Origin of the sequence: Streptomyces sp. SLBN-8D4 (assembly GCF_049739545.1) — a bacterium.
Taxonomy (GTDB): domain Bacteria; phylum Actinomycetota; class Actinomycetes; order Streptomycetales; family Streptomycetaceae; genus Streptomyces; species Streptomyces canus_C.
This window is the reverse complement of record NZ_JBMGQC010000001.1, coordinates 3,351,199-3,366,809: the sequence shown is the minus strand read 5'-3', so window position 1 is coordinate 3,366,809 and position 15,611 is coordinate 3,351,199. Positions and strand designations below refer to the sequence as shown.

Sequence of the window (15,611 nt, the reverse complement as noted above, 5' to 3'; positions counted from 1 at the left end):
ACTCCGGTCGCCCCAGCCACGGCTCGGTTCCCAGGCCGTCGCGCGCACCAGGCACGGTCAAAGCTTCCGCACCTCGCCCCCGTCGCCGGCCCTCACAGCTCCGCGTACACCACCGTCGCGTCGTCGTGGGCCTTGCTGCGGCCCAGATGGGTCCGGGTCTCCGTGTCCGCCCGCTCCAGCTCCCGGACCCGGTCCACCAACGCCTGCGCCCCCTCCTCGCGCACGAAGGTGAAGCAGTCCCGCCAGCCGCCCTCGTGGAACTTCTCCACCCATCGGGCCGCCCCGTCCGTCAGGGCCAGCAGCCCGCGGACCGACGACCGCGGCAGCACGCCCGTCACCGCGCGCCCCGCCACCGACGGATCCGCCGCCGCCGTGAAGAAGCCGCCCTCCTTGTTGCGGAGGTGGGCGTCGATCAGCGCGTCCGTGGCCAGGGAGGCGCGGGGCAGTCGGGAGAGGCGGTCGTCCAGGACGGCCGAGACCGCGCCGTCGGACGCCTCCACCAGGAGGGCCGAGTCCGACAGGACCAGGTACTCGACCCACTCCGGGGACCACCGCGCCAGCACCACCGTCGCCTGCGGTGTACGCGGGTGAGAAAGGTCACAACCTTCACCATGTGTCTCCGCTGTGCGCGCGATCGCCCGGGACAGCACCTCGACCGGCGGAACATCCCTGAGCGAAACGGCCAGTTCGGTCAGCGCACCGCCGAGGCGGGCCGTGAACCAGGGGACGGAATGCAGACAGCCCGTCGCACCGGTCGGCGGAGTGACCCCGTCGAGGACGACCAGTACGCCGCCCCGTCCGGAAGCGGGGAGCGCGACACTCGCGAAGTCCTCGTTGGGTCGCTGTACATAGCCGGGTTCCGAGACAAGTTCCGTACGCATTCGGCCAGTCTGCACGAGCCCTTCACAAGCTTCGCCAAAGGATGGCAACGATCGCGGAATTGACGTAGTCGCGCAGGTCAGACGCCAGGTTTGGGAGGGAATGGCTGACTCCGGGCGCGCGTGGTGGCGAATACTGCCATCGGTCTTCGCCGACGTCCAACCGGCCTGCCGTACAAGGCCCGTGCGGGTGCCGCAGGAACTTGCCCGCCAACTCCCCTCCGGGGTTCACTCCTTCGGGTGGCGGCTCAGGCGATGCGCGCCCGCCGCCCACCGGCGCTGGGAGGGTCGGGAACCGTACCCCGGTGTGTACACCAGTTGACGGAACGTCACCCCGGGCCCATGGGTATCACGAGTTCAGGAATGCGAGCAGCGGTGCAGAAGACGCGGCCTCGTCGCACAGGCAAGCAGACGGCCTCCGGAACGGGCGCGGAGCGCACACCCGCCACACCCGGCGACCCCGGGACTCCTGTCGGCAAGGGCCGCCCCACCCACGTCCGCACCCGGCTGATTCTCGCCGTCGCCGTCGTGGCCGCCGCGATCGCCGGGGCCGGCGCCCCCTCCCTCGTCACCGCCTCGGGCGAACTCCACGACTCCCAGGACCTGGTGACGCTCGCCGAGCAGACCCAGGACGCCCTCGACCTCGCCCACGCGCTCGCCGACGAACGCGACGAGGTCACCTCCTACATCGCGGCCGGACGGCCCAGGTCGAAGGCTCCCGGCGAGCAGTCGAGCGCCCGCGTCGACCGCCAGGCCGAGGAACTGCGCGCCGACAGCGACCTGTCCGCCACCCTGCGCGGCGACCTCGACGACATCGCCGCCGTACGGCGCTCCGCGCTCACCGGCAAGACCACCGCGCTGGAGACGCACAACGCCTACTCCGCCGCCATCACCGAGCTGCACAACCTCGCCGAGGAACTGGCCGAGCGGATGCCGGCCCGCGCGGGCTCCGGTGCCTACTCCCTCGCCGAGCTGGACTCCGCCGTACAGCAGGCCGCCGCCACCCGCGGACTGCTGCTCGCGGCGCTCAGCGTGCCGACGACGACCCGCAGCGTCTACGACCCGATCACCGGCCTGACGAACACCGAGAAGGTCTCCTCGAAGGCCGACGCCGCTCAGCGCGACGCGCTCAGCGCCGCCGCCCAGCAGGCCCGGCTGCGCTCCGACGCGGCCCTCGCCGACTTCCGGGACTCCGCGCCCGCCGACGCCAAGGCGCGCTACGACTCCACGGTCACCGGCCCCGAGGTCAACTCCGCCGACAAGTACCTCGCCGCCCTCACCGACCAGCCCACCCTCACCGGCGGCGAACTGGGCACCGGTACCGGCAAGCTCGACGCTGCCCTCTCCGCCCGCGTCGACCTCATGCGCGGCGCCGAGTCCGCGCTCTTCGACCGCCGGGTCAAGGCGCTGGAACAGCTCCGGGACGACGACGTCACCGCGCTGGAGCTGCGGGTCGCGATCCTCGGCGCCCTGATGCTGCTGGCCGTCGGCATCGCCACCGCCATGGCCCGCACCCTCACCCGGCCCCTCTCCGTGCTGCGCCGGGGTTCCGCCCGGCTGGCCGGGGCCGAGGACCCCGCCACCGAGGAAGCGGTCTCCTTCACCGGCCGCAACGACGAGTTCGCCCAGGTCGTCCGCTCCGTCAACGCCCTGCACGCGCACGCCGTCACGCTCGCCGAGCGGATCACCACCCTGGAGTCCGACCGCAAGCACCTGGTCGGCCAGCGGCAGAAGATGGCCGACGCCCGCGAGCAGCTCAAGAGCGAACTCGCGGACTCCGCAGCCCAGCTGACGCGGCTGCGCACCACCATCGGCGCCACCTTCGTCAACCTGGCGCTGCGCACCCTCGGCCTCGTCGAGCGGCAACTCGCCGTCATCGAGGGCCTGGAGGAACGCGAGCAGGACCCGGAGCGCCTCGCGACCCTGTTCAAGCTCGACCACTTCGCCACGGTCATGCGCCGCCACAGCGAGAATCTCCTCGTGCTGGCCGGCACCGAACACGTGCAGCAGAGCGCGAACCCGGTCCCGCTGGTCGACGTCGTGCGGGCCGCGGTCAGCGAGATCGAGCGCTACGAGCGCGTCCGTATCGCCGCCCTGCCGCCGCACGCCCACGTGGTCGGCTTCGCCGCGGACGACCTCTCGCACCTGCTGGCCGAACTGATGGAGAACGCCACCGCGTTCTGCCCGCCCGACCTGCCCGTCGAGGTCTCCGGCTGGCTCCTGGAGAGCGGCGAGGTCATGCTCTCGGTCCAGGACGAGGGCATCGGCATGACCGCCGAGCGGATGACCACCCTCAACTCCCGCCTCGCCGAGTTCGATCCCGAGGCCGCCTACGAGTCGTACGACGAGGGCGACGAGGGTCTGGGCCTCGGCCTGTACGTCGTCGCCCGCCTCGCCCACCGGCACGGCGTCCGGGTGCAGCTGCGCGAGCAGAAGCAGGGGGGAGTGGCCGCCGTGGTGGTCCTCCCCAGGCCGCTGCTCACCGCCGCGCCCACCTCCGCCGTACCGGCCACCGGCACCGGCCCGGTCACCGGCGCGACCCACTCCTTCTCCCTCCCCGGCGCGGCCGCCGAGGTCAACTCCAACGTCCTGAGCGCCCGTTCGCAGGGCGACGACCCCCTGGTGGCCCTGGCCGAGAACGCCGTACGCCACGCGGAGGCGGAGTCCCCCGCCGAGACGACGATGGAACTCCTGGCCCCGATCCCGGCAGAGGAGGAGCCGGACCCCGTACCGGACGAGCCGTCGGCACCCGAACCCGCGGCCGCCGGCGAAGCCGAGGCCGAACACACCCGCGCCGACGAGGAGCCCCTCACCGACAAGGGACTCCCCAAGCGCACACCCAAGATCACCGCGCCGACCGCCCCGGCCCCACGCCGGCGCAACGCGTCCGTGGACGCCGACGCACTCCGCCGCAGGCTCGGCGGCTTCCACCGGGGGGCGGAGGCCGGCCACCGCGACGTGGCGGCGGAGATCAGGGAACAGACCGGCGAGACCAAGCTGCCTACCGCAGAACACCGCACCGCATCCGAAGAAGCCACGGGGGGCACAGCCGAGGAGGCAAGCAGTTGACCGCGCCCAGTACCTTCGGACTGAGTCGTGAAGCCCGCAATCTCCACTTCCTGCTGACCAACCTCGTCGAGGAGGTCCCCGGCGTCCAGTCCGTCGCCGTCGTCTCCTCCGACGGCCTGCTCCTGCTCTCCTCCGACGCCGGGCGGAACGCGGAGGCCCGCGAGGCCCGCGACGGCAAACCCTCCGGCCCGAGGGGCTCCTCCGCCGACCTCGCGACCATCGTCTCCGGCATCGGCAGCCTCACCCTCGGCGCCGCGAAGCTCATGGACTTCGGCACGACGAAGCACACCATGATCGCGATGGAGGAGGGCAGCCTGTTCGTGATGTCGATCAGCGACGGTTCGCTGCTCGGTGTGCACGGCTCCGCGGACTGCGACATGAGCGTCGTCGCGTACCACATGGCACTGTTCGTGGGCCGCGCCGGACACGTCCTGACCCCCGAACTCCGCAGCGAGCTGCGCCAGTCGCTGGAGAACGACGACGTGACAGGGAGCGCCCGATGACGAGCAGGTCCGAGCTCCCGGTCCGCGGCGGCGACCGCAAGGCCGCCCGGGTACGACCGTACTCGCTCACCGGCGGCCGGACCCGCTTCGGCCACGTCCTCCTCGTGGAGACCTTCGTGGCAAGCACCGCGGCACTCGAAGCCCCGGAGGAGCGCAAGGAGTTGACCAACGGCTCGCTGAGGTCGGTCATGCCGGAACTGCGGGCCATCGTCGAACTGTGCCGCCGGATGCGCACGGTGGCCGAGATCGCCGCGCTGCTGAAGATGCCGCTCGGCGTGGTCCGGGTGCTCCTCAGCGACCTCGCGGACCAGGGAAAGATCCGTGTGTACGGCACCGGGACCGGTCACGGTACGGGCCGTCCCGACCGCGCTCTGCTGGAAAGGGTGCTGAGTGGACTCCGTCGCCTTTAGAGACCTCGCCTTCGAGGACACCGACGACAACCTGAAGTCCTGGCAGACGGACCGCACGCGGGCCCCCATCGCCACGAAGATAGTCGTGGCCGGCGGCTTCGGCGTCGGCAAGACCACCCTCGTCGGTACCGTCTCGGAGATCGAGCCCCTCCAGACGGAGGCGCTGATGACCGAGGCCAGCGAGCAGGTCGACGACCTCTCCGGCACCCCGGAGAAGGTCACCACCACCGTGGCCATGGACTACGGCCGCATCACGCTCGACGACGACCTGGTTCTGTACCTCTTCGGCACGCCGGGCCAGGAGCGGTTCTGGTTCATGTGGGACGACCTGGTGCGGGGCGCGATCGGCGCCGTCGTGCTGGCCGACACCCGCCGCCTCAAGGACTCCTTTCCCGCCCTCGACTACTTCGAGAGCTGCGGACTGCCGTACGTCGTCGCGGTCAACCACTTCGACGGCAGCGAGCTGTTCGAGCCGGAGGACGTGCGGGAGGCGCTCAGCGTCCCCCGGCGCATACCTGTCATGATCATGGACGCGCGGCGGAAGATCTCGGTCATCGAGACCCTGCTGTCCCTCGTCGGCCACGCGCTGGACGAGACCCCCGAGTAGTCCACCTTTAGGAGCCAGCACCCGCATGCGGAAGATACTCGTCGTCGGAGCCGGCCAGTCCGGCCTCCAGCTCGCCCTCGGCCTCCAGTCGCACGGGTACGAGGTCACCCTGATGTCCAACCGGACGGCGGACGAGATCCGCTCCGGCCGGGTCATGTCGACGCAGTGCATGTTCCACACGGCACTCCAGCACGAGCGCGATCTCCAGCTGAACTTCTGGGAGTCCCAGGCCCCGAAGATCGAAGGACTCGGCGTCTCGGTGGCGGCCCCCGGCTCGTTCGACCCCGGGCCCTCGCAGCGCGCGATCGACTGGCTGGGCAAGCTCGACGGGTACGCGCAGTCGGTCGACCAGCGCGTGAAGATGGCCGGCTGGATGGAGACGTTCGCGCAGCGCGGCGGCCAGCTCGTCATCCACGGCGCGGCGGTCGGCGACCTCGACTACTTCTCCCGCACGTACGACCTCGTCCTGGTCTCGGCGGGCAAGGGCGAGCTGGTGTCGATGTTCGCCCGCGACCCGGAGCGCTCCCCCTACAGCGAGCCGCAGCGCGCCCTCGCCGTCTCCTACGTCCACGGCCTGGGCCCGCGCCCCGAGCACCCGGACACCGAGGCCGTCCGCTGCAACCTCGTCCCCGGGGTCGGCGAACTGTTCGTCATGCCGACGCTCACCACCTCCGGGCGCGCCGACATCCTCTTCTGGGAGGGCATACCCGGCGGCCCGCTCGACGTCTTCAACGGCGTGAAGGACCCGGCGCAGCACCTCTCCCTGACCCTGGAACTCATGGAGAGGTTCCTGCCCTGGGAGTACGCGCGCGCCACGAACGTCGAACTCACGGACGCCGGCGGCACGCTGTCCGGCCGCTACGCGCCCACCGTGCGCAACCCGATAGGCCGCCTGCCCGGCGGGGGACTGGTCCTGGGCGTGGCCGACGTCGTCGTCGCCAACGACCCGATCACCGGGCAGGGCTCCAACTCCGCGTCCAAGTGCGCGGCCTCCTATCTCGCCTCCATCCTCGACCAGGGCGAGAAGGAGTTCGACGAGGAGTGGATGCGGGCCACGTTCGAGCGGTACTGGGCCACCGCCCAGCACGTCACCAAGTGGACGAACGCGATGCTCGCCCCGCCGCCGGAGCACATCCTGAACCTGATCGGGGCGGCCGGGCAGTTGCAGCCGGTGGCGGACCGGTTCGCCAACGGCTTCGACGACCCGGCCGACTTCGAGAACTTCTTCTACGACCCGGAGAAGGCGGGCGCGTACGTGGCCTCGGTGGCCGGGGCCTGATCGTCGCCGTCCGGACGTACGGCTCCGAGGAGCGGGTGGGACGCGATCGGGGACACCTTGACCTTCTCGCCCGTTCTCGGGGCCTCGATGACCTCGCCGTTCCCGACGTACATCGCCACGTGGGTGGCCTCCGGGAAGTAGATCACCAGGTCGCCCGGGCGCAGGTCCGTCAGCGGGACCTTCGGCAGCCGGGCCCACTGCTCCTGGCTGGTCCTCGGGATCGGGGTGCCGGCCCGGGTCCAGGCCTGGGACGTCAGACCTGAGCAGTCGTACGTCCTCGGGCCCTCCGCGCCCCACTCGTACGGCTTCCCCAGCTGCCGTCGGGCGTACCGCAGGGCCGCCTCGCCCTCCTTCGACGGCGTGCGCTCGCCCTCGCCCAGGGCGCCGGACGTCGTCAGCTCCCGCTGCGCCTTCTCGACGCCCTTCTTCTCGAACTCGGCCAGCCCGGTGAGCTGTTCGGCGGTGAGGGAGGCGAGGAGTTCCTCCACGCCGGCGAGCTTCCGTCGTACGGCGTCCCGGTCCTTCTTCTGCCGGGCGGCGAGCGTGAGCCGGTCGTCGAGCGCCTTGCGCGCCTTGCGGGCCAGTTCGTCGGCGCGGTGCTCGGTGCCGGTCAGGCGGCCCACGGTCTTGGCCCGTCCCTGCGCCAACCGGCCGATCACATGGCCCTGTTCGAGAGCGTGCTGGGGGTCGCGGGCGAGCAGGAGGCGGACGTACGGCGAGATGTCGGTGCTGCTCTGGTACTGCTGGCGGGCCAGCCGCCCCGCGGCACCCCGGCTGTCGTGCAGCGAGAGCCGGGCCTTGGAGAGGGCGGCGTCCAGGCGGCTCACCTCGGCGCGCTTCTCCTTCAGCTTCTCCGCGGTGGCGTTGTAGGTCTCGGTGGCCTGCTCGGCCTGCCGGTACAGCCGCTGAAGGTCCGTCAGCAGATCGGCGACGGACCGCTCTCGCGGCTCCGGCTCGGGTGCGGCAGCCGCGGGCAGCGGTGCGAGGACGGCTCCGGCCGCCACCGCCGCCGTACACACCAGACGCAGAAGCCTTCCTGACACGTCATCACCTCCGGTGCGGAGCAGCCCCTCTGTTCCGCACGGTGAGCATCAGGCGGCGCCGGACTCTTCGCGCGCCGAGCGTGGGCGGTTCGGAGCAACCTCGTCACCCGTCGGTGTCAGCCCGCTTGTCGGGCTTGGACCACGGCCACTTCAGCCGGTCGCTCGCCCTGCCCTCGGGGTCGTACGTGTACTTCCACCCCTTCTGGATCCCCAGCTTGGTGCGACCCCTGGGCTCCCGGCGGTAGACCAGCACGGTGGCCGGGCCGCCCGCGGTGTCGGGGACGGGGATGCGGTACGTCTTCGGCGGATGCCCGGTCGGTCCCAGCAGCACGGGCAGCACCCGGCCGTCCATGGGACCGCCCTCGAAGGGGGTGTCTTCGCTCTTCACGGCACCAGTGTCAGCCATCCGCCGCGAGGGCCGTGACCAGCGCGGCGGTCTGCGGATCGCGGTTCGCGGTCACGGAGAGGACGGCGACGAACTGCTCGACCAGCCAGTCGCGCAGCTCCTCGACCGGGGGCTGCTTGCTCTCGTCGAGCCAGATCAGTGAGGCCGCCTCGACCGCGGTGATCCACATCCGTACGGTCATGCGCAGCCGCAGGCCGGGCTCGGTGACCCCGAGGTGGCGGAGGATGTGCTCGGCGGCGGCCCGGCGTACACCGTCGACGATGGCGGTGGTCCGGGACGTCTCGACGACACTGCCGCCCTGGAGCAGGGCGCTGAAGCCGGCGTCGTGCTCGTCGACGAAGGCGAGGTAGCGGTCGAGGGCACGGGAGAGGCGGCTCAGGAGGGGGCCGTCCCGGGGCTCGTCGAAGCACTGCTCCAGTTCGTCGGCGGCGGAGCGGAGCGCGGCCTCGTACAGCTGCTGCTTGCCGCCGGGGAAGTACCGGTAGACGAGGGGACGGGAGACTCCGGCCGCTTCCGCCACGTCGTCGAGGGACACGTCCTCGGGGGCGCGGTGCGCGAAGAGGCCGAGGGCGGCTTCGAGAAGCTGACTGCGTCGCTCCTCGACGCCGAGTCTGCGGTAGGCGGGCGCGGATGGGGTCATGCCTCGAAGGGTAGTCGGCCGTCCGCGGGTACGTCGTGGCTGGTCGCAGCCGACGATCAAGCCAGCAGCCCCGAGGACTTCCACAGCCTCCGCCCGACACCCCGAAGCACGCCGATGTCGTCCAGGAAGTCGGTCAACCGCTTTGCGCCGGTCTGCATGACCTCCCTCCGGTGCCCACTGGCCTGCACCTGCGCGAGAGCGGCCCGCTGGTCCAGGCCCACGTTCGTGTACACCTCCGGGTTCACGAACGCCACGGAGAAGACCCGCGCGAACTCCCCGGACGTGACCCGCGTGAACTCCTGAGACCACCGCGGAGCGGAGACCATCTGCCGCCGCAGCTCCTCGCGGGCGTAGCGGACATGCCGTGCCTCCTCCACCACATGGATCCGCGTCACCCCCCGGATCAGCGGCTGCACCCGCTCGTCCGGGAAGGTCAGCCGCTGCATCCAGTCGAGTATCTCCTCGCCGAGCAGCGTCGCCGTGAAGGACCCCGGGGTCGTGGAGATCGTCTTGAACAGCCGCCCGAGCCGCTGGTGGGCCCGGCTCACCGGATACCAGGGCGTGTCACCCCGGGTGATCAGCCGCGCGAACATCTTCGAGTGCCGGCACTCGTCCTCGATCTCGGTGAGCGCGTACCGCACATGCGCGCTCGTGGCCGCCTTGTCGTAGATGTGACGGCACAGCAGCTGCATGAGGATGATCTCGAACCAGATCCCCAGCGAGGCCAGCGCCGCGGCCTCGTGCCGGGAGAGCAGGATCCGCTGCTCCTCGCTCATCCGCCGCCACATCGGGGTGTCGTACAGCGAGACCAGTTCCGGCGGCCAGAACCACAGGCCCTCCTCGAACGGCGCGTCCCAGTCCAGTTCCTCGTCCGGATCGAAGGAGTGCTTCGCGGAGGAGTCGAGCAGCCGCTCGGCGACCTGCTCCCGGTCCTTGAGCAGGCCGAGGGCGTCACGCAGCCCTTCGAGCGCGTCGACATCTGTCAGACTCGTCATGGCTCTTATGAGACTGCTTGTCAGCAAGGCCGTCAATCCCTTGCGCATGACTTGTTGACCCGGCGTCTACAAAGGGGCAGCCTGCGGGACATGCCGACTTTCGACCTGTACACCACGGATCCCGGCGACCCTCACTGGCAGGTACCGGCGACGGGTCAGGCCCGTTTCGCCTGGGAGTACGACGACGGCCGCGACCGCCTGCTCGCCCTGTACCAGAAGGGCAAGGACAAGCAGTGGGACGGGCAGAAGCGCATCGACTGGGACCTCGAAGTCGATCCCCACGACCCCCTCGGCACCCCCGACGAGTCCATCTCCGTCTACGGCACCAAGTACTGGGCGAAGTTCACCGACAAGGACAAGGGCGAACTCCGCAAGCACCTCGCCTCCTGGCAGTTCAGTCAGTTCCTGCACGGCGAGCAGGGCGCGATGGTGTGCGCCGCGCGGATCGTCGAGTCCGTGCCCGACCTCGACGCCAAGTTCTACTCGGCGACCCAGGTGATGGACGAGGCCCGGCACGCGGAGATCTACGGCCGCTTCCTCCACGAGAAGATCGGGATGCTGTACCCGATCAACGACAACCTCCGGTCCCTGCTGGGCGACACGCTCAGCGACTCGCGCTGGGACATGCCCTACCTCGGCATGCAGGTCCTCATCGAAGGCCTCGCGCTGGCCGCCTTCGGCATGATCCGCGACACCACCGACAAGCCCCTCCCGAAGCAGATCCTCGCCTACGTCATGCAGGACGAGGCCCGCCATGTGGCCTTCGGGCGCATGGCCCTGCGGGACTACTACAAGCAGCTCTCCGACGCCGAACTGCGCGAACGCGAGGAGTTCGTCATCGAGGGCTGCTACCTGATGCGTGACCGCCTGCGCGGAGTCGAGGTCCTGGAGAACTTCGGCATCCCGAAGACGGAGGCCGAGGAGTACGCCGAGCGGTCCGAGTTCCTCGCCCTCTTCCGCCAGTTGCTCTTCTCCCGGATCGTCCCCTGCGTCAAGGACATCGGCCTGTGGGGCAAACGCCTCCAGCAGGCCTACGTCGACATGGGCGTCTTCGAGATGGGCAACTCCAACCTCGACCTCCTCATGGCCCAGGACGAGGAGATCGCCGAGAAACTGGACGCGGAACGGTTCGCGGCGGAGGAGCGGGAGCGGGTGGCGGAGGTGCGGGGGGCCATCGAGGCGGGGGGCTCGGGCCCCCACTAGTGTTCTGACGTGCCCACGCCTCCACCGCCCCAGAGTCCCTACGTGCCCCAGAACCCTCACGGGCAGCCGCAGTCGCCGTTCGCGAGCTACAGCCCGGGCGGTGACCAGGCCAAGGGCACGCTTACGGTGACGGGATTCCATGGCGTCTTCAAGGACCCCGACTGGACCCGGAAGGACATGATGAAAGGCGCCCAGGACGGGAACTCCGAAGTGGTCGTAGCTTCGAAGGACTTCCACCCGGACCGCTCCGGCGGGATCACGATCACCTGCGAGGTGGCCACTCAGCGGGAGCGCGGCGTGAAGGTGACGGTGCCCATCTGCGGTTGGGTGGATGACAACACGGGCGGATCGGTGGCCGAGGTGATGGTCGCCACCCTGGACCAGGACCCTTCGGACGTGGACCTGGACAAGCTGGCGGCGACCACCCTCCGGATCCGCTCGGAGATGCGCAAGCCGATCGGCTGACGGCCTAGGCCGGGCAGCCCAGATCGTCCGGGATCTCCAGGGCCGTGGCCGGCTCCGCGCCCTGCGCGGGGAACAGCGTCCGCAAGGTGAACGCGTACGGCGTCGGGCCGTTCGTGCGCAGGTGCAGCAGGCGGGACTCCGCCTCGGCGACGGTGGGGCGGTGGCCGGCCGGAACCCACCACAGGGCCACCATCGCCTCCTGGACCCGCTCGAAGAACTCCCTTCGGCGGGCGAGCATCTCGCGGTGCCGACCCTGGTACATGTACGCCGTGAGGGCGTCGGCGTCCCGCCACACCGACATGTTGATGATCAGCCACTCGTCGCCGAAGACGGCGATGTCCGTCGCGTCGCCGGAGTCGTCCTCCAGCCGCCAGACGAAACCGTCGGCGGCGTCCGCGTCGGCGTTCACGGGATCGAGGTTGTCGACGAAGTCCTTCAACTGCGCCGAGTCCAGCGGGGCCTTGAGACGGCCGATGTTCACCTGGGCTAGTTGGTACGCGGCTGCTTCACTCATGGACCGAACGGTAGGTCGGTCGGTCGGCGGGTCTCAACCCCTGTCTCACTCCTTGGAGTTGAGCACCGCCTCCATCACCGCCCGGGCGATCGGCGCCGCCACCCCGCCCCCGGTAATGTCCCCCCGGACCGCCGACGCGTCCTCCACCACCACGGCCACCGCGACCTTCGGCTGCACGTCCCGTTCGGCCTGCGCCCACGCCACGAACCAGGCGTACGGCATCCCGGCGTTGCCGATGCCGTGCTGGGCGGTGCCGGTCTTGCCGCCGACGATCGCACCCGGGATGGCCGCGTTGGTGCCGGTGCCCTCGGTCACCACCTGGGTCATGAGCCCCTTCAGCACGGCGGCCGTCTCCGGGGCCATCGCCTGCCGCACCGGACGCGGGCCCGCCGTGTCCACGATGCTGCCGCCGGCCGTGGTGGTCCGCTCCACCAGATAGGGCGTGCGGATCTGCCCGCCGTCGGCGACGGCCGCCGAGACCATCGCCATCTGGAGCGGGGTCGCGCGGGTGTTGTACTGGCCGATCGACGACAGGGCCAGCTGCGCCCGGTCGACGGTCGGGTCGAAGGTGCTGGGGGCCACCGAGAAGGGGACCCGCAGCGCCTGGCCGTTGAAGCCGAAGGCGCGCGCGGTGGCCGTCATGTCCCGCACCCCCACGTCCACCCCGAGCTTCGCGAACACCGTGTTGCACGACCACCGGAAGGCCTCCCGCAGGGACAGGTCCTCGCAGCCGTCGGACTCGTTGCTGAGCGAGGTGGTGGTGCCGGGCAGGGTGTACGGCGCCGGCGAGTCGGTCGGCGCGTCCACGTCCCTGATCACCCCCGCGTCCAGCGCGGCCGCCGCGGTGACCACCTTGAACGTCGAACCCGGCGGATAGGTCTGCCGTACCGCCCGGTTGAGCATCGGCTTGTCCGGGTTGGCGTTGAGCCACGTCCAGGAGCGGCCCACCCCGGGGCTGTTGCCCGACAGCACCCCCGGGTCGTACGACGGCGAGGACACCAGCGCGAGGATGCGTCCCGTCGCCGGGTCCAGGGCCGCCACCGCGCCCTTGCGCCCGGCGAGCCCGCGGAAGGCCGCCCGCTGCGCGGCCCCGTCGAGCGTCGTGACGACATTCCCGCCCGGGTTGCGTCTCCTCGTGAAGTCGTTCCACAGCGGGAACGGCGTCAGCATCGGGTCCGAGCCGGACAGGACCGGGTCCTCGGTGTGCTCCAGGAGGGTCGTGCCGTACTCCTGCGAGGCGAAGCCGGTGACCGGCGCGTACAACGGGCCGTCCCGGTACGTCCGTTCGTAGCGCAGCTGCTCCCCGGTGTCCCGGGACCCGGTGACCGGCCGCCCGTCGACCAGGATGTCACCACGCTCGCGGCCGTAACGGGCGATGTTCTCGCGGCGGTTGGCCGGGTTCGTGTCATGGGCGCGGGCCTGGAAGACCTGGACGCGGATGGCGTTGACGAGGAGCGCCACGAGCAGCAGGGCGCAGAAGCAGGCGGCGTGCCGGATGTAGCGGGTCATGCCGGGGCCTCCGGTCGTCACGGGGTCTCCTTGTCGTCGTACTGGCCGTGGGCCGAGTCGCTCACCCTGATCAGCAGGGCGACGATCGCCCAGTTGGTGACGACCGACGAGCCGCCCTGCGCGAGGAACGGCATCGCCATGCCGGTGAGCGGGATCAGTCCGCCGACCCCGCCCGCGATCACGAACACCTGGAGCGCGACGATCGAGGCGAGGCCGGTCGCCAGGAGCCGTCCGAAGGGGTCGCGCAGGGCGAGGCCCGGCCCGGTAACCGCGCTCCACGAGCAGGGCGTACAGCAGGAAGATCGCGGACAGGCCGGCCAGGCCCAGTTCCTCGCCGGCCGTCGCCAGGATGAAGTCGGACTTCGCGGCGAAGCCGATCAGGACGGAGTGGCCGAGCCCGAGCCCGGTGCCGAGGACTCCGCCGGCCGCGAAGGCGAACAGGGACTGCGCGAGCTGGTTCGGACCCTGGCCCGCCTCGATCGACGCGAACGGATGCAGCCAGTCCTCCACCCTGCTGTGCACATGCGGTTCCAGCCAGCCCACGGCGAAGGCGCCGACGGCGGCCAGCAGCAGGCCCAACGCGATCCAGCCGGTGAGCCCGGTGGCGACGTACAGCAGGACGACGAACAGCCCGAAGAACAGCAGCGAGGTGCCGAGGTCCCGCTCCAGGACCAGGACCCCGACGCTGATCAGCCAGATGGCGAGGAGGGGGCCCAGCACCCGGCCGGTGGGTAGCTGAAGTCCCCAGAACCGCCGCCCGGAGGACGCCAGCGCGTTCCGGTTGGTCGCGAGATACGCGGCGAAGAACACCGCGAGCAGCACCTTCGCGAACTCGCCCGGCTGGATGGAGAACCCGGCGATCCTGATCCAGATCCGGGCCCCGTTCACGGCGGGGAACAGGATCGGGAGGATCAGCAGGCCGAGCGCGGCGGCGACACAGACGTAGGCGTAGCGCTGGAGCACGCGGTGGTCGCGCAGCATCAGGACGACCGCGATGAACAGGGCCACCCCGACCGTGGACCACACGAGCTGGGTGGGGGCCGCGCGGTCGCCGGGTGTCTCCAGGTCGAGCCGGTAGATCAGCACCAGGCCCAGGCCGTTGAGCAGCACGCCGATGGGCAGCAGCAGCGGATCGGCGTACGGCGCCCTCAGTCGCACCGCCAGATGGGCGAGGAGCGCGAGCACGCCGAGCCCGGCGCCGTAACCGGCGGCGCCGGGCGGGACGGTGCCGTGTCTGGCGAGGCCGACCGCGCAGTAGCCGTACACCGACAGCAGGACGGCGAGGACGATGAGGGCCAGTTCGATGCCACGGCGGTGGGGCAGGCGTACCGCGCGAGCGGAGGTGTCCGCGGGAGCCACGGTGGTTCCGGCCTTGGTCATGTCCGGAACTTACCCAAATAGGGAGTGATGTCTGCCTAGATTGACCGGGGTGTCAGCACCAGCGTGGCGCCGACCCGATGGTCCTGATGTACCGGGCCGATCCCCAGGCCCAGGTGCCGTCCGTGAGGAGGTACCACTGGCGGTTGCCCTGGACGCTCTGGCCGTTGGTCCGGCAGAAGATGGAGACGACCTCACCCCGTTCGGCCCACCGGATGATCTGGCCGCCCCGGTTCGGCGCACTGCGCAGCGCCAGCGAACTGGCCGTCACCACACCTCGGGACAGGCGCGTGTTCTGGTTCGGATTCTGGCTCTGGCTCTGGCCCTGGCCCTGGTTCTGGCCCTGGTTCTGGCTCTGGTTCTGGCTCTGGTTCTGGCTCTGGCTCTGGTTCTGGCTCTGGCTCTGGCTCTGGTTCTGGCCCTGGTTCTGGCCCTGGCCCTGGTTCTGGTTCTGGCCCTGGCTCTGGTTCGGGTTCTGATTCTGGGTCTGGTTCTGGTTCTGGTGGTTCCCCGAGGCGCTTTGGGAGTCGTTGCCCCAGTCGTCGTCGGCGACGGCGGGCGTGGCGAGGGCGGTGACGGCGAGGGCGCAGGCGGCGACGGCTATGGGGAGACGGGAGCGCAGGGACATGGGGGGACCTCCGTGAGGGGGAGCGAACCTGACTGTTCGCCACGTTAGGAGGCGTGCACACGGGTCGCCTTTTCAGATGGGCCAT

The 15,611-nt window shown here is 70.6% G+C and carries 15 protein-coding genes and 1 pseudogene; 7 read left to right on the top strand and 9 right to left on the bottom strand.

Annotation, left to right across the window (positions count from 1 at the left end):
* Window positions 1-92: 92 nt before the first annotated feature.
* Complete coding sequence (locus RKD20_RS14805; RefSeq protein ID WP_424878145.1) at window positions 93-881, bottom strand: protein phosphatase 2C domain-containing protein; 789 nt, start codon at window positions 879-881, stop codon at window positions 93-95.
* A gap of 372 nt (window positions 882-1,253) precedes the next feature.
* Between RKD20_RS14805 and RKD20_RS14800 the strand changes: the two genes are divergently transcribed.
* From RKD20_RS14800 to RKD20_RS14780, 5 genes are read left to right on the top strand one after another with little or no spacing between them, the layout of a single operon-like run.
* Window positions 1,254-3,947, top strand: coding sequence for a nitrate- and nitrite sensing domain-containing protein (locus RKD20_RS14800; protein ID WP_424878144.1), 2,694 nt, complete (start codon window positions 1,254-1,256; stop codon window positions 3,945-3,947).
* A complete protein-coding gene (locus tag RKD20_RS14795) occupies window positions 3,944-4,450 on the top strand; it encodes a roadblock/LC7 domain-containing protein (protein ID WP_424878143.1) in 507 nt (168 codons plus the stop codon). Before RKD20_RS14800 ends, RKD20_RS14795 begins: the two co-directional genes overlap by 4 nt.
* Entirely contained in the window at window positions 4,447-4,860 is a 414-nt protein-coding gene (locus RKD20_RS14790) for a DUF742 domain-containing protein (protein WP_424878142.1), read from the top strand. The genes RKD20_RS14795 and RKD20_RS14790 overlap by 4 nt, the downstream gene beginning before the upstream one ends.
* Complete coding sequence (locus RKD20_RS14785; protein WP_424878141.1) at window positions 4,841-5,467, top strand: GTP-binding protein; 627 nt, start codon at window positions 4,841-4,843, stop codon at window positions 5,465-5,467. The genes RKD20_RS14790 and RKD20_RS14785 overlap by 20 nt, the downstream gene beginning before the upstream one ends.
* 25 nt (window positions 5,468-5,492) lie before the next feature.
* Window positions 5,493-6,746 carry a styrene monooxygenase/indole monooxygenase family protein gene (locus RKD20_RS14780; RefSeq protein WP_424878140.1) on the top strand — a complete coding sequence of 418 codons (1,254 nt, stop codon included), beginning with the start codon at window positions 5,493-5,495 and terminating at the stop codon, window positions 6,744-6,746.
* Here RKD20_RS14780 and RKD20_RS14775 read toward each other — a convergent pair.
* The 4 genes from RKD20_RS14775 to RKD20_RS14760 all read right to left on the bottom strand — a co-directional run bounded on the left by RKD20_RS14775 (window position 6,695) and on the right by RKD20_RS14760 (window position 9,830).
* Window positions 6,695-7,789, bottom strand: a complete 1,095-nt coding sequence (locus tag RKD20_RS14775; RefSeq protein ID WP_424878139.1) for an NlpC/P60 family protein — start codon at window positions 7,787-7,789, stop codon at window positions 6,695-6,697. The genes RKD20_RS14780 and RKD20_RS14775 overlap by 52 nt on opposite strands.
* A 103-nt stretch (window positions 7,790-7,892) precedes the next feature.
* Window positions 7,893-8,177 carry a hypothetical protein gene (locus tag RKD20_RS14770; RefSeq protein ID WP_424878138.1) on the bottom strand — a complete coding sequence of 95 codons (285 nt, stop codon included), beginning with the start codon at window positions 8,175-8,177 and terminating at the stop codon, window positions 7,893-7,895.
* A gap of 10 nt (window positions 8,178-8,187) precedes the next feature.
* Complete coding sequence (locus RKD20_RS14765) at window positions 8,188-8,835, bottom strand: TetR/AcrR family transcriptional regulator (RefSeq protein WP_424878137.1); 648 nt, start codon at window positions 8,833-8,835, stop codon at window positions 8,188-8,190.
* Between the two features lie 56 nt (window positions 8,836-8,891).
* Window positions 8,892-9,830, bottom strand: coding sequence for an AurF N-oxygenase family protein (locus RKD20_RS14760; RefSeq protein ID WP_424878136.1), 939 nt, complete (start codon window positions 9,828-9,830; stop codon window positions 8,892-8,894).
* 90 nt (window positions 9,831-9,920) lie between these two features.
* Here RKD20_RS14760 and RKD20_RS14755 point away from each other — a divergent pair, with 90 nt between their 5' ends.
* Both RKD20_RS14755 and RKD20_RS14750 read left to right on the top strand, forming a co-directional pair.
* Window positions 9,921-11,033, top strand: a complete 1,113-nt coding sequence (locus tag RKD20_RS14755) for a ferritin-like domain-containing protein (RefSeq protein ID WP_424878135.1) — start codon at window positions 9,921-9,923, stop codon at window positions 11,031-11,033.
* A gap of 42 nt (window positions 11,034-11,075) precedes the next feature.
* Window positions 11,076-11,498, top strand: coding sequence for a hypothetical protein (locus RKD20_RS14750; protein WP_424878134.1), 423 nt, complete (start codon window positions 11,076-11,078; stop codon window positions 11,496-11,498).
* A 4-nt stretch (window positions 11,499-11,502) separates the two neighbouring features.
* Here the strand turns inward: RKD20_RS14750 and RKD20_RS14745 are convergent, their stop codons facing one another.
* The 4 genes and pseudogenes from RKD20_RS14745 to RKD20_RS14730 form a co-directional block, all read right to left on the bottom strand.
* Window positions 11,503-12,012 (bottom strand): DUF3291 domain-containing protein, encoded by a 510-nt coding sequence (locus tag RKD20_RS14745; RefSeq protein WP_424878133.1) that lies wholly within the window; start codon window positions 12,010-12,012, stop codon window positions 11,503-11,505.
* Between the two features lie 45 nt (window positions 12,013-12,057).
* Window positions 12,058-13,521, bottom strand: coding sequence for a peptidoglycan D,D-transpeptidase FtsI family protein (locus RKD20_RS14740; RefSeq protein WP_424883218.1), 1,464 nt, complete (start codon window positions 13,519-13,521; stop codon window positions 12,058-12,060).
* A 17-nt stretch (window positions 13,522-13,538) separates the two neighbouring features.
* Window positions 13,539-14,901: pseudogene (locus RKD20_RS14735) on the bottom strand (FtsW/RodA/SpoVE family cell cycle protein).
* Between the two features lie 52 nt (window positions 14,902-14,953).
* Window positions 14,954-15,526 (bottom strand): SH3 domain-containing protein, encoded by a 573-nt coding sequence (locus RKD20_RS14730; RefSeq protein ID WP_424878132.1) that lies wholly within the window; start codon window positions 15,524-15,526, stop codon window positions 14,954-14,956.
* Between the last annotated feature and the right edge of the window lie 85 nt (window positions 15,527-15,611).

What these genes read in the sequence shown, in the direction of transcription:
- RKD20_RS14740 (WP_424883218.1), bottom strand. Translation starts at nt 13,521, where the DNA reads ATGACCCGCTACATCCGGCACGCCGCCTGCTTCTGCGCCCTGCTGCTC.
- RKD20_RS14755 (WP_424878135.1), top strand. Translation starts at nt 9,921, where the DNA reads ATGCCGACTTTCGACCTGTACACCACGGATCCCGGCGACCCTCACTGG.
- RKD20_RS14760 (WP_424878136.1), bottom strand. Translation starts at nt 9,830, where the DNA reads ATGACGAGTCTGACAGATGTCGACGCGCTCGAAGGGCTGCGTGACGCC.
- RKD20_RS14805 (WP_424878145.1), bottom strand. Translation starts at nt 881, where the DNA reads ATGCGTACGGAACTTGTCTCGGAACCCGGCTATGTACAGCGACCCAAC.
- RKD20_RS14790 (WP_424878142.1), top strand. Translation starts at nt 4,447, where the DNA reads ATGACGAGCAGGTCCGAGCTCCCGGTCCGCGGCGGCGACCGCAAGGCC.
- RKD20_RS14730 (WP_424878132.1), bottom strand. Translation starts at nt 15,526, where the DNA reads ATGTCCCTGCGCTCCCGTCTCCCCATAGCCGTCGCCGCCTGCGCCCTC.
- RKD20_RS14745 (WP_424878133.1), bottom strand. Translation starts at nt 12,012, where the DNA reads ATGAGTGAAGCAGCCGCGTACCAACTAGCCCAGGTGAACATCGGCCGT.
- RKD20_RS14780 (WP_424878140.1), top strand. Translation starts at nt 5,493, where the DNA reads ATGCGGAAGATACTCGTCGTCGGAGCCGGCCAGTCCGGCCTCCAGCTC.
- RKD20_RS14765 (WP_424878137.1), bottom strand. Translation starts at nt 8,835, where the DNA reads ATGACCCCATCCGCGCCCGCCTACCGCAGACTCGGCGTCGAGGAGCGA.